Below are 13,868 nucleotides of genomic sequence, written 5' to 3'. Positions count from 1 at the left end.
TTTCTTTATAATATGCCATTATAAATATATCAAATATACAACATTTGGAACTCTAGTGATGACTTTTGAACCACTCATTCTTATTCCCGCTCGGATGGGTTCATCTCGTCTTCCAGGAAAACCTCTTGCTGAAATCGCTGGAAAACCTATGATTATTCATGTAGCTGAACAGGCGAAAAAAGCTGCATTAGGACGTATCATTGTTGCAACGGATCACAATGCCATCGCTCAAACTGTTACAGCTTATGGACACGAATGCATCATAACACATACCGACCATCAATCAGGATCTGATCGCATCTATGAAGCTTTAAACATCATTGATCCTGAGCGGAAATACAATATCATTGTGAATGTACAAGCTGATTTACCAACAATAACCGCTCAGGAAATTATTAGTGCCTTACAGCCTTTAGAAAATGACTTAACTGATATTGCAACCTTAGGCGCTAAACTTGTTGAAGAAGATGAAAAAACAAATCCCAATGTAGTCAAAATTATTGGCACACCGATTTCCCAAAATCGTCTGCGTGCTCTTTATTTCACCCGTGCAACTGCACCTTATGGAAACGGTCCTCTTTATCATCATATTGGATTATATGCTTACCGACGTGAAGCGCTTGAACAATTTGTAACTCTTGCACCATCCACACTCGAACAACGTGAAAAGCTTGAACAATTACGTGCATTAGAAAATAATATGCGTATCGATGTAGAAATAATTGATACAATTCCCTTAAGTGTCGACACGCCATATGATCTTGATAAAGTGCGCAAAATTTTAGTTTGAAGAAATTAACTCTTTGCAAACCATATTAATACTCTTGTGTAATACTGTAAAATTATCACCAACAATAGCTACAGGTTTATCATTTTCACACATTGCCGCATATAAGATATTATTCTAAAAACGCTCAACCTTTAAGTATAAACTTCTTTTTATGGAAGCAGTGTAGTTTTTAAACATATCACAAGTAAAAGGAACATTAATATAGACTACACTATAAAAATTACGCTTGAGCTTTAATAAGAGCTCAAAATATGTTAGACTCACTTAGTTATTTGGGGAAGTGTTTTTTCAAAACCGGATTTGAAAAACAGCTGCAACTAGTTTGAACAATTTTGCACCTCTATAATACCCAATGCAATTCGAATATTGCATAAATTTTACACATTGGACAACCAAACTTTTTCAGAAATAAAATCAATTTTTACATTAATTAACGGCATTTACTTTTATGATCTAACCACCCCGTGAATTATAAGCCATATTGCAAACAAACAGAAAAATAATAGAAAGCTTTGATCAGAAATTGCCTATATGCAAAGTCAACATTTTATCTACTTCAAACAAAAACATAAGCTTTTTCCGTTATAAAAGTCAATTTCTTGCATATTCAGCAATCCGCAGTACAAAAAAAATTATTTAAAAACCGTAAATCACAAAGTGTTAAAGAAAAACTCGAAAATTTTTTATGTTAAAAATAAATTAAATTTAAAAGGAAGCTTTTTAATTATTCTTTCTATGTTTTTTGTTTCAAAGCTTGATTTTCTGTTTTAAATCGACAATATAAAATTGGGAGGTTGGTGATGGACGAACTACTCGCCAACCGGGTCAGGTCTGGAAAGAAGCAGCCCTAACGAGCTTTGGTACGGGTCATCGTGCCGACCTCCTACTTTTTTAATGGAATCACTCCTTTGCTATTTTACAAACCTTCATGACAGAATAAGTGCTTTGCATCTAAAAAACAAAGAAATCTTTGGTGTTTTAAATAAATGGTCCTATTTTCTTAAAATAAATTGATTGAGAAAAAATCCTTTTATAGTAGAGTATATTTTTAATCTGTGTTTTCATATCATTGTAATATATTACAAGAGCTTTAAAAATTGGAATCATTGATGGAAAATCTGCCTGCAGCAACAACTTATCGTGTTCTCGCTCGCAAATATCGGCCTCAAAATTTCTCAGACCTCATTGGTCAAGAAGCAATGGTGCGCACTCTTACTAATGCTTTTGAAACAGGACGCATTGCACAAGCGTGGATGTTAACAGGAATTCGCGGAGTAGGAAAAACCACCACAGCGCGCATTTTAGCGCGCGCTCTCAACTACAAAACAAAAGATATTGACCAACCCACTATCGTCCTTAACACACTTGGTGAACACTGTACACAAATTATTGAAGGCCGCCATATTGATGTTATAGAAATGGATGCTGCTTCGCACACTGGCATTGACGATATTCGTGAAATTATTGAACAAATACGTTATCGCCCTGTTTCTGCACGCTATAAAATTTACATTATTGATGAAATTCATATGCTTTCAACTCAAGCATTTAATGGCCTATTAAAAACACTTGAAGAACCACCACCACATGTAAAATTTATTTTTGCAACAACAGAAATTCGCAAAGTTCCTATTACAATCCTTTCACGTTGCCAGCGTTTTGACTTACGGCGTATTGAATCAACAGTTTTAATAGAGCACTTGCGTAAAATTGCTCAGTATGAAAAAATTGAAGTAGAGGATCAAGCTTTATCTCTAATCGTTCGTGCTGCAGAAGGATCTGCACGTGATGCTTTGTCTATTTTTGACCAAGCTATTGCTTATAGCAATAGTAAAGTTAGTACTATTTCAGTACGCACAATGTTAGGACTAGTTGATCAAGCACGTATTATTGATCTCTTCGAATTTGTTATGAAAGGAAATATTGTCAACGCATTGAGCGAATTACGTAGCCAATATGACGCAGGTGCTGACCCTTTTATGATATTAACAGAATTGTCTGACTTCAACCATTTGGTCACACGGTTGCGTTTGACGCCGGAGATAGCTGGAGATCTTTTCCTAACAGAAGAGGAACGTTTACGAGGTTTAGACTTTTCACAAAAACTTTCTATTCCCGTTCTTTCTCGAAACTGGCAAATTCTGTTCAAAGGCTTACAGGAAGTCAATAAAGCTGCACACCCTATTCAAGCTGCTGAAATGGTATTAATTCGTCTTACCTACACTGCTGACCTGCCAACTCTTGATGAAGCCTTGAAAAAACTTACACAAGAAAAGATATCTCTCACAACGAGCGAAAATAATCCGCATCAAGAAACCAGCAATATAAACCATACCGTAAAAACCGATGGCGAACAGACTCATTCTTTTTCGCAAATTTCAAACTTACAGCAAAACCAACATAATTTAAAAACAGCCTTAGCCAATCAATCCAACCTTTCTGTTCAATCAATAGAATCATTAAGGATTCAACTTTCTGAAGGCACAGATTCTTTTGAAATAAAAGAAAGTCTTGATAATATTCAAACTACCGAATTTTCTAACAATGTTGTCCATTTACCATACGCTTCTTCTCCACCAGAAACGGAAACGACAGAACAAAAATCTCTAAATATAAATTCCCTACATGATATCGTTAATTTAGCTGAACAACACCGCGAAATACATTTCAAATTGCTTATCAAGGAATTTGTTCACCCTGTTTCTTTTGAACCAGGACATATAACATTAAGACTTGCTGAAAATGCTCCTCGTTCATTAGCTCGTGATATCAAAAAAATGTTATATCAATGGACTAAAAAGCATTGGACGATAACCTTTGTTACTGAAGGGGGGCGACCAACTTTACAAGAAGAAAGTGTAGCAGCCCAGAGGGCTCTTTTTTCTGATGTAGAAACAGATCCCGATATTGCGACAATTCTCAATCATTTCCCAGGAGCAAAAATCGTCGATATTCGTCTAAATAAACAAGAAAATGACCTTGATTTAACTCCTCATATCTTCGAAAATGAAAATAATGATTATACAAATGATGAATAAGGAAACCAATTGCTATGCGTGATATGATGAGCATGATGAAAAAAGCCAAAGAAATGCAAGAAAAAATGCAGCAAATACAAGATGATTTGGCTAATTTGCAGATAACAGGTACAGCCGGCGGCGGGCTCGTCAGCATCACTTTAAATGGTAAAAATACTATATCAGCAATCAAAATTGATCCCTCATTAATTAATCCTGAAGAAATTGAAATACTTGAAGATCTCATTATGGCAGCCCATAATGAAGCCAAAGCAAAAATTGAAATGGCTATAACAGAAAAAACACAAAGTATAACAGCAGGTTTACCGATTCCACCAGATTTTAAGCTCCCGTTTTAATAAAGTGGCTTTAATTTAATCTTTTGGAATAATGGTATGTCTCAACATATTGCAGGCCCTGAAATTGAGCGCCTCATTCAGCTTTTAGCACGAATACCGGGTCTTGGACCGCGTTCAGCACGCCGTGCTGCCCTTCATCTTATCAAGAAAAAAGAAATACTGTTAGAGCCATTAGGAGCTGCAATACAAGAGGCTGTAAACAAAGTAAGCATTTGTTCTGTTTGTGGCAATGTAGATACAGCTGATCCTTGTTTGATTTGTACAGATTCTCGCCGTGATAATACAACAATTATTGTTGTCGAAGATATTTCTGACCTCTGGGCTCTTGAACGAGCTGGAATTTTACCAGCGCGTTATCATGTATTAGGTGGACGACTATCCCCTCTGGATGGAATTGGCCCAGATGAGCTCAATATCACTTCTTTAATAAACCGTGTTATCAATGGCTCAATCACAGAAGTTATTCTAGCTGTGAATGCTACTGTTGAAGGGCAAACAACTGCACATTATATCACCGATCAACTTTCTAATTTTTCAGTTAAAATTACCCGACTCGCCCATGGAGTACCGGTAGGTGGTGAACTAGATTATCTCGATGATGGAACCTTAGCTGCAGCTTTACGAGCAAGAACCAATCTTTAAGATATAATCTCTTTTCCATTATCTGGTCATTTTTGTTGTTGTATTTTAAAAAAATATCAAAATGCTAAATAAAAAATTATCTCCTCTTATCAATTTTGGTCCCGGTATTTTAATATGCATATTTATATCGATTTTAGCATATGGTTTAGAAATTATAGAAAAACAGCTTTTTACAGAAACGTGGTTTGAAAGTCTTGTTTTGGCGATTTTATTAGGGGCCATCACTCGTAGTTGTTTTATTCTTCCAGAATATCTGCAAAGAGGTATAACCTTTTGCTCAAAAACACTTCTTGAAATTGCTATTGTACTTCTAGGTGCAAACATTAGCATTCATACTGTTTTTTCAGTCGGTTGGAATTTACTTGCTAGCATTATATTTATCATATTCATAACTATTCTTATCAGTTTTGTTATTGGACGACTTTTGAAACTTTCTTCACATTTAGCAATGCTCATTGCATGTGGTAACGCTATTTGCGGCAACTCAGCTATTGTAGCAACTGCATCTACTATCAAAGCTAAAAATACAGATGTAGCTGCATCTATTGCTTTTACAGCTCTCTTAGGGGTTATTATTGTTTTTACTTTGCCCTTTTTGCAGCCACTCCTAAATTTATCATTTAATCAATATGGCGTCCTTGCGGGTATGACTGTCTATGCCGTACCACAGGTTTTTGCAGCAACAGCACCTATATCTTCTGTGAGTGCTCAAATTGCAATAATTGTAAAATTGATACGGGTTTTAATGCTAGGTCCTCTTATTTTTATTTTGTCAATCATCTATCGCCAACCAGAACAAACACACCTACGCCTACATACTTTCATTCCATGGTTCATCATTGGTTTCATTATAATGATGCTTACACGCTCGGCTGCATTGATCCCTACAATGGCTCTCAACCCTATTAATTTTATTGCTAAAATATCCACTATCATTTCAATGGCAGCAGTAGGATTGGATGTTGATATCCGTTCATTAAAAAAAGCAGGGTGGAGTGTCATTTCTACTTCAACCTGTTCTATACTCATCCTCGGTATTCTTAGCTTTCTTATGATAAGATTCATTAATCTTAATCATATAACATTTTAACAATTGACCAGTGTTTACAAATACCGCATATTTCAAGCTAATAATTGCCTTCTTATAAATACTGTGGCATAAAATCTAAATAACCTTGAACTTTCTATATCGTCCATTCTTTTCTGACACTATACATGGCCTTTATGGCTCTCTTTCAGTTATTTCTTTATAATTGTAATGTTTTTAGTAATACCTTTGTGTGCACTTTTTCCGTGCTATATCAAACAACATATTAAACACTAATCTGGTCTGATAAAATATTCTAAAAGATAATATTTATTAGTATTGCTATTGTCTTCAAATGTTGCAAAATATACAAAATAAAAATACTTTAAAAGCTACACTTAATTCTTTATCTGTTGCTATATCCAATTAAAATGCGTTCATGTTCATCCTTGCCATAGACACTGCTTCAATTTATTGCGCCGTTGCACTTACTTGTCATCAAGCTGTTATTGCGCGTGTCAGCGAACGTATTTCCAAAGGTCATGCTGAAAAACTTATTGGACAGATTGCACAAATAATTGACCGAACCGGCATCACACTTGATCAAATTGATCGGATTGCCATTAATATCGGACCCGGATCGTTTACAGGTGTACGTGCAGGTGTCTCTACTGCAAGAGCTTTAGCATTAGCACTAGAAATACCGGCCATTGGAGTGAGTGCACTTGAAGCATTAGCAAAACAAGCACACAACAAAAATGCTACATCAAAAATCACTGTTGTTATTGAAGCTGGTAGAGGAATATTCTATTATCAAAGTTTTAACAAAGACCTTACAGCTTTATGTGCGCCTGGCTTACAAACACTTGAAAACATCATCTCAGCTTTACCACAACAAATAGTATTAACTGGCCCAGCTGCCGATATTATTGCTGCACACATCAAAAACAATAAAATAAACACCGTAACCATATCAGATCTCATCCCATGTGAAGCAGCTAATGTTGTAACCTATGCTCACCTAGCTGAAAACAGACAGTCACAAGCTGCACCTTGCCCACTTTATTTACGCGATGCCAATGCAAAACAAAACGCCAGTTTTGTCTTACCACGAAAAAAATAATGGCTGAACTTTTATCAACAAAAAAGCATTTTGAAATTACATCACTACAAACTGATGATAGTGCTCTTCTTCACCAAATTCACCAAAATTGTTTTATTCCAGCTTGGGAAGAACAAACATTTGATACTTTTTTAAAAGATCATTCTATTTTCGGTTACAAAATTTGTCTTATTAATCAACCGGATCAAATTTTAGGATTTTGTCTATGCCGTCTTATTCTTGATGAAGCAGAAATTATTACAATTGCTGTCCAACCTCATTACCGAAAACAAGGAATTGGTTGTCTGCTTATTGATAGTATACTTTGTTATCTTCAACATGCACGTGCCACAAAGGTATTTTTAGAAGTTGAAGAAACCAATCTTTCTGCCTTGGCTCTTTATCAGCATTTTGAATTCAAAAAGATTGCCAAACGTCTTGCTTACTACCAATCACCAAATGGCCGCAAAAATGCAATCATCATGCAAAAAACTTTTAAGCAAACAGATTGAGATTTGTGCAAAAAGCGTTTAGAAATGCATCATGAAACAGTCGCATCTTAAGAATACACTTCCTATCTCCCCTCAAAAGGTTTTTATCAAAACCTATGGATGTCAAATGAATACTTATGACAGCCAACGAATGAACGATAGTCTTTGTACCGAAGGTTATGTGACTACACAAACACCAAATGATGCCGACCTTATTCTTGTTAACACCTGCCATATTCGTGAAAAAGCAGCAGAAAAACTTTATTCTGATCTTGGTCGCCTGCGGATGATACGTCAAAAACGTACACCTGACAAACCTTTAATAATTGGTGTGACTGGCTGTGTTGCACAAGCCGAAGGAGATGAAATCTTGCGTCGTGCGCCAACAGTAGATCTTGTCGTTGGACCGCAAATGTATCATCGCTTGCCAGAGTTATTAAAACAAGTCAAACAAGGAAAAAAAATTGTTGAAACGAACTACGCTGTCGAAGATAAATTTACTCATTTACCACCTCATAATAAACATGCTGTGCAAAAACGAGGCGTTAGCGCATTTCTAACAATACAGGAAGGGTGTGACAAATTTTGCACCTTTTGTGTTGTTCCTTATACACGGGGTGCTGAAACATCACGACCTGTTGAGCAGATTACTTATGAAGCCATCCAACTTATCGAAGCTGGAGTCAAAGAAATTACGCTTCTGGGACAAAATGTAAATGGCTGGCACGGACAAAGTGCTAACGGCAAAACTTGGCGCCTTGGTGACCTTCTCTATCATCTTGCCAAACTTGGTGGTTTAAAGCGTCTGCGTTATACAACAAGCCATCCACGTGATATGGATGACAGCCTTATTGCTGCACATCGAGATCTTGATATGCTTATGCCTTATCTGCACCTTCCCGTCCAATCTGGTTCAGATCGTATCTTAAAAGCAATGAATCGTCAGCACAAAAGTATTCATTATCTCCGGCTCATTGAAAAAATTCGTACCGCACGGCCGGATATTGCTTTTTCAGGCGATTTTATTGTAGGATTTCCAGGTGAAACTGATGAAGACTTTGAAGAAACCATTAAACTTATTAAACAAGTGGGTTACAGTTCAGCTTATTCTTTTAAATATTCACCGCGTCCTGGAACACCTGGCGCAGCAATGAAAAACCATGTCGATGAAACTGTAAAAAATTCTCGTCTTCAACGTTTACAAGCGCTCCTTCTTGACCAGCAACATGCATTCTTACGTTCCAAAATTGGTCAAACAACCAATATCCTCATCGAAAAATCTGGTCGCCATTTTGGGCAAATGATAGGTCGCTCTCCCTGGCTTTTACCTGTTGTCGTAGATGCACAAGTCTCTACAGGCACTATTATGGAGATTCATATTAAAAATGCGAGTTCAAACAGTTTCGTCGGAGAAAAAATGAATATATGAAAATATTTCTAAAGTTTTGTTTAAAGTATTAACTTAAAAAACTCTTTCACTTTTAAAGAAAAAAATTATATTTTAAATATACCATACTTAAATAACACAGGAGAATAGGTTGAAGGTATCAACCGAAAAGCCAAAACACACTAAAAAGGCAATAAATGCCTCTTCCAAAAACATTAATAGCTTTGAAAAAAATAATTTATCAGAAATTGATCATATTGTTTTAACTTTTGAAAATAACAACTATGCAAAAATGGTTTTTGGAAAATTCGATGAAAATCTTTCTTATATTGAACAAAAACTCGGACTTAATATTTATGCGCGCGGTAACAAAGTTTCAATCTGTGGAAGTGCTGCTGCCATAAAACATGCGCAATACGTATTAAGCCAGCTCTATAAACTAGCAAAAACACGTCAAGAGCTTACTTTATCAGATACAGAAAGTGCGATCGCTATGGCAAATTTGCCAAATGAAAAGCAAAAATCTTCAAAAACAATTCAATCTGTAACAAAGCATATACCAATACAATTGAGTACTCATAAAAAAACAATCTATACTCGTACCCCAACGCAAGAGGCTTATCTGCGAGCAATGGAGCATTCTGAACTTGTCTTTGGTGTAGGTCCAGCAGGAACTGGCAAAACATATCTTGCTGTTGTTCACGCTGTAACACTCCTAGAACGCGGTATTATTGAACGAATTATCCTCTCACGTCCTGCTGTTGAGACTGGAGAACGTCTTGGTTTTCTTCCTGGTGACCTCAAAGAAAAGGTCGATCCCTATTTACGCCCGCTTTATGATGCCTTTTATGATATGATGTCTGCTGAAAAGATAGAGCGCATTTTAGCTTCTGGAGTCATAGAAATTGCTCCTCTGGCTTTCATGCGTGGACGGACATTTGTCCATTCAGCTGTAATCCTTGATGAAGCACAAAATACTACACCCATGCAAATGAAAATGTTTCTCACACGTCTTGGAGAAGGAACACGCGTTGTTGTGACGGGTGATTTAAGTCAAATTGATCTTCCCACAGGACAAAAGTCAGGTTTAACAGAAGCAATCCGTATTCTCTCAGATATAGAAAATGTTGCGATCATTCGTTTTGACGAAAAAGATGTTGTACGCCATCCTCTTGTTGCTGCTATTGTTCGTGCTTATGATCGCGATTCTAGTGAACAAGCAAAAAAGTACCATTCTAATAATCTTGAAAAAAATGAATTAAATCCATCATGATTACTATTGATATCACCATTGAAGACGCTGAATGGGGTAATGAGGACGTACTTTATAATATCACCACAAAAGCATTAACCACCACAATGCATCATTTGTCATTAAACAAAGTAACAAGTGAACTCAGCTTGCTTTTTACAAATGACGATCATATAGCGCAAATCAATGCGCAATGGCGCTCTCAAAACAAACCCACCAATGTTTTATCCTTTCCTGCTTTTCCTCTTAAAGTTGGACAAAGTCCTAAACTTATGTTCGGTGATATCATCATTGCGAGAGAAACTATTACGCGAGAAGCAAAAGAAGAAGGGAAATCATTTCAAGACCACCTAACGCATATGATTGTTCATGGCCTTCTTCATCTTCTTGGTTATAACCATGAAACAAATGATGAGGCTAATCAAATGGAAAAACTAGAAAGAGAAATCCTTCAAAAGCTTTCCATAAAAAATCCCTATACTGAGTTGCTTTAAAATGGTAAAAATTAAACTTTAGAAACCGATATTACATAATAACACTTAAAGCATCTTATGCATTATATTATAAAAAGAAGGCTTAGAAAATTTTAGAACCATGGTGGATAAAATTAATACACATAATAATAATCAAATATCTTCTCATACTGAAGGAGCCTCCTCTCAACGAACAAATCATATAGAAAAAAATTCATTTCTGAGCCATTTGTTTTCATTCTTACGTGGACGTAATTACACATCACTTCGTGATGATTTAACTGATGCCCTTGCTGCCCACAATGAAGATGATGCAACGCTCTTCTCACCTGAAGAGCGTATTATGCTGCACAACATCTTACGCTTGCGTGAAACACGCATTGATGATGTAATGATCCCACGTTCTGAAATCGAGGCATTAGAAATAAATACTCCTCTTGGGGAAGCTCTCGAATATTTCGAAAAAATTGGCTATTCTCGTATGCCTGTTTATGCTGAAACCTTAGATGATCCAAGAGGTATAATCCATATTCGAGATATCCTTAGTCATATAACTCGATTTATTACTAATTCAGCTTCCACCAAAAATGGACAGAAGTCTGTTCCACTTCAGTTAAGCCATACAGAGGAGTTACATATCCCAATTGGTAAACTAGATCTTATTCGAACAGTTCTATTTGTTCCCAGCTCCATGCTTGCTAGTAAATTATTAACACGTATGCAAGCCACACGAACACAAATGGCTTTAGTTATTGACGAATATGGTGGCACAGACGGTTTAGTTTCTATGGAAGATATTGTTGAGCTCATCGTTGGTGATATTGAAGATGAACACGACAATATTAATAATGTTATTGTGCGTGAACCCGATAATAAATGGCTTGTTGATGCAAGAACTGAACTAGAAGACGTAGAAAAAGCTCTCGGTCCTGACTTCATTGTAGGAGAATACGGTGATGAAGTCGATACCATTGGTGGTTTGATCGTTTCCATTCTTGATCGCATTCCTTCAAAAGGTGAAATCATTGAAGCTATACCTGGTTACAGATTCCGTATTTTAGAAGCTGATAAACGCCGAATTAAGCGATTACGTATCATTCGTATCTCAGAAAATGAGCACTTGAATGAAGAGGCTACTTCAAAAGGATGATGGTTCAGTGCTTTTTATCACAGCTTTCCTACATTCTATCACTGGTTGGAAACAACAAGTATGTGTTTTTTTATGTGGTGCACTCACATCCTTTGCCCTCCCACCTTTTTATCTGACACCTGTCAGTTTTTTAACTTTTCCTATCTTCGTTATCTTACTTGATGCAATCAACGTTACTCAAAATCTCAAAAAACGCCTTTTGATAAGTGCACTAACCTGCGGAAATTTTGGCTTTGGTTATTTTGTTTGTAGCCTTTGGTGGACAAGCAATGCTTTATTGATAGATCCGATCTCTTATGCTTGGGGAATACCATTTGTTATTTTTGGCCTTCCCGCTTATCTTGCCCTTTATTGGGTTTTTGCTGGTTTTATTGTTGGTTGGTTATGGACAAAAGGAATAACACGTTTCTTTGTCCTTGCTTTTGCACTGGGACTAGCAGAATGGTTGCGCGCTATCTTGTTTACAGGATTTCCATGGAATGCTCTTGGTTATACAGCTATGCCAACCCCAATGCTCATGCAATCAGATATAATTGTAGGGCTTTACGGAATGAATATTCTTGCTGTTTTAGCCTATAGTTTACCTACAGTTATATTCACGAATGAAAAAAAGAAACCTGCACTTGTTCTTTGTTTTCTGCTTATATTAGCTCATAGCGTCTTTGGATTTTATCGACTAAATACAGCACCTAATATTGCTGATTATCAAAAAAGTAGCTATTGGGTACGTATTGTTCAACCTTCCATTCAACAAAACAAAAAATTGGACAATGCTACACCTGAAGATATATTCACAGCTCATTTAAACTTAAGTATAGTGTCAGAAACTGATCAAGCTTTAAAGCCTGACTTTATCGTATGGCCCGAAACATCTGTTCCTTACATTCTCACAGATACCTCTGATATCATAATGCGCATCGCCTCATTTCTTAAGCCACAACAATGGGCCATTATTGGTGCTGTGCGAGCCAGTACTGATTTTTCCAATGCCCAAACACAATATTTTAATACAATTGAAGTCATTGACGCCAAAGGCAATATTTTTAATGCTTCCGATAAACTTCATCTGGTCCCTTTTGGTGAATATTTCCCTTATCCAAATTTATTGAATAAAATTGGATTAAATACCATTGCTGATAAAATTGGTGGATATAGCTCTGCTTCTGTGCGCCAAACTGTTATGATGCCAAATGGATTTTCTTATCTTCCACTCATTTGCTATGAAGCCATATTTCCGCATGAAATGACTTTTAAAGGTCCTCCACCTCAAGCAATTATTAATGTTACAAATGATGCATGGTTTGGCATAACGCCTGGCCCATACCAACATTTTCAGCAAGCACGATTGCGTGCAGTCGAACTGGGAATACCCCTTATACGAGCAGCAAACAATGGAATATCAGCCGTGATTGATCCTTATGGACGAATCGTTGATATTCTTGAACAAAATGTTATTGGCTTTCTTGATTCCCCGATTCCGTCACCAATTATTCCAATATGGAACAATGAATATAGAATATTCTCTACTTTTATCTTATTCATGCTTATGCTATTGTGCCGTATTAGTTTTGGCTTTACAAGACAACCTTAATGATTGAGTGCTTATATACAATATCATGTTATGCGTATCAGTAACGTTGGGGAAAAGTATTACATATTATCCTAATTTATGATAAACTAACCTTACGTGCATCTAATATTGATTTGGAAACAAAGCGCTGAAAATAAAGAGTTGCAGTATGACCAAAACTAGAAAAAAGCCCGATCCAATAGATGTTTATGTTGGCACTCGTATTCGTTTACGTCGTAATATGTTAGGTCTTACCCAAGAAAAATTAGGTGAGCAATTGGGTATTACTTTTCAGCAAATCCAAAAATATGAAAAAGGTACAAACCGTGTTGGTGCAAGTCGCCTTCAAGCAATCGCAGAAATTATGGATGTTCCTGTTTCTTATTTTTTTGATAAAGGTGTTACTCAACCCATAGAAGGTTTTGCTGAAAGCGAGAGTAACTTCATGGATTTTTGCTCTAGCAGTGAAGGAATCCAATTAATGCGCGCTTTTACTAATATACTTGATGCTAAAGTGCGTCGAAAAATTATTGATTTAGCAAAAGCTCTTTCTGAAGAAGATCAAACAAACAAGTTATAAGCATAAAAATTACATTTTTCCTTTAATA

Annotated in this window: 13 protein-coding genes and 1 other RNA gene; all 14 read left to right on the top strand. The window is 36.3% G+C overall.

Translation table 11 applies throughout. The features are described from left to right. The first annotated feature begins 58 nt into the window (after positions 1–58). The 14 genes from BBBE_RS00730 (at position 59) to BBBE_RS00670 (ending at position 13,840) form a co-directional block, all read left to right on the top strand. The gene (locus BBBE_RS00730; RefSeq protein ID WP_010700715.1) at positions 59–790 is read left to right on the top strand and encodes a 3-deoxy-manno-octulosonate cytidylyltransferase; all 732 of its coding nucleotides are present in this window, start codon (positions 59–61) and stop codon (positions 788–790) included. 789 nt (positions 791–1,579) lie between these two features. Beyond that, positions 1,580–1,677: signal recognition particle sRNA small type (gene ffs, locus BBBE_RS07150), an RNA gene on the top strand. A 222-nt stretch (positions 1,678–1,899) separates the two neighbouring features. After that, on the top strand, positions 1,900–3,828 hold the full coding sequence (locus tag BBBE_RS00725) for a DNA polymerase III subunit gamma/tau (RefSeq protein WP_010700714.1): 1,929 nt from the start codon (positions 1,900–1,902) through the stop codon (positions 3,826–3,828). A gap of 14 nt (positions 3,829–3,842) precedes the next feature. Further along, a complete protein-coding gene (locus tag BBBE_RS00720; RefSeq protein WP_010700713.1) occupies positions 3,843–4,166 on the top strand; it encodes a YbaB/EbfC family nucleoid-associated protein in 324 nt (107 codons plus the stop codon). A 36-nt stretch (positions 4,167–4,202) separates the two neighbouring features. Next, complete coding sequence (gene recR / locus BBBE_RS00715; RefSeq protein WP_010700712.1) at positions 4,203–4,808, top strand: recombination mediator RecR; 606 nt, start codon at positions 4,203–4,205, stop codon at positions 4,806–4,808. A 61-nt stretch (positions 4,809–4,869) separates the two neighbouring features. After that, a complete protein-coding gene (locus tag BBBE_RS00710) occupies positions 4,870–5,898 on the top strand; it encodes a YeiH family protein (RefSeq protein ID WP_010700711.1) in 1,029 nt (342 codons plus the stop codon). A gap of 376 nt (positions 5,899–6,274) precedes the next feature. Beyond that, positions 6,275–6,958: a tRNA (adenosine(37)-N6)-threonylcarbamoyltransferase complex dimerization subunit type 1 TsaB gene (gene tsaB / locus BBBE_RS00705; RefSeq protein WP_010700710.1), complete on the top strand. Its 684-nt coding sequence runs from the start codon at positions 6,275–6,277 to the stop codon at positions 6,956–6,958. After that, entirely contained in the window at positions 6,958–7,449 is a 492-nt protein-coding gene (gene rimI, locus BBBE_RS00700; RefSeq protein WP_010700709.1) for a ribosomal protein S18-alanine N-acetyltransferase, read from the top strand. The genes tsaB and rimI overlap by 1 nt, the downstream gene beginning before the upstream one ends. A gap of 31 nt (positions 7,450–7,480) precedes the next feature. Further along, a complete protein-coding gene (gene miaB / locus BBBE_RS00695) occupies positions 7,481–8,857 on the top strand; it encodes a tRNA (N6-isopentenyl adenosine(37)-C2)-methylthiotransferase MiaB (protein ID WP_010700708.1) in 1,377 nt (458 codons plus the stop codon). A 109-nt stretch (positions 8,858–8,966) separates the two neighbouring features. Continuing rightward, positions 8,967–10,088, top strand: coding sequence for a PhoH family protein (locus tag BBBE_RS00690; protein ID WP_010700707.1), 1,122 nt, complete (start codon positions 8,967–8,969; stop codon positions 10,086–10,088). Continuing rightward, positions 10,085–10,561, top strand: a complete 477-nt coding sequence (gene ybeY / locus BBBE_RS00685) for an rRNA maturation RNase YbeY (protein ID WP_010700706.1) — start codon at positions 10,085–10,087, stop codon at positions 10,559–10,561. Before BBBE_RS00690 ends, ybeY begins: the two co-directional genes overlap by 4 nt. A 100-nt stretch (positions 10,562–10,661) precedes the next feature. Beyond that, entirely contained in the window at positions 10,662–11,690 is a 1,029-nt protein-coding gene (locus BBBE_RS00680) for a hemolysin family protein (protein ID WP_010700705.1), read from the top strand. After that, positions 11,665–13,281: an apolipoprotein N-acyltransferase gene (gene lnt, locus BBBE_RS00675; protein ID WP_010700704.1), complete on the top strand. Its 1,617-nt coding sequence runs from the start codon at positions 11,665–11,667 to the stop codon at positions 13,279–13,281. The genes BBBE_RS00680 and lnt overlap by 26 nt, the downstream gene beginning before the upstream one ends. A gap of 148 nt (positions 13,282–13,429) precedes the next feature. After that, positions 13,430–13,840 (top strand): helix-turn-helix domain-containing protein, encoded by a 411-nt coding sequence (locus tag BBBE_RS00670; protein ID WP_010700703.1) that lies wholly within the window; start codon positions 13,430–13,432, stop codon positions 13,838–13,840. The last annotated feature ends 28 nt before the right edge of the window (positions 13,841–13,868 follow it).

Source organism: Bartonella bovis 91-4, assembly GCF_000384965.1.
Classification (GTDB): Bacteria; Pseudomonadota; Alphaproteobacteria; order Rhizobiales; family Rhizobiaceae; genus Bartonella; species Bartonella bovis.
Note: the sequence above shows the minus strand (reverse complement) of the source record. Positions and strands in the feature narration are given on the sequence as shown.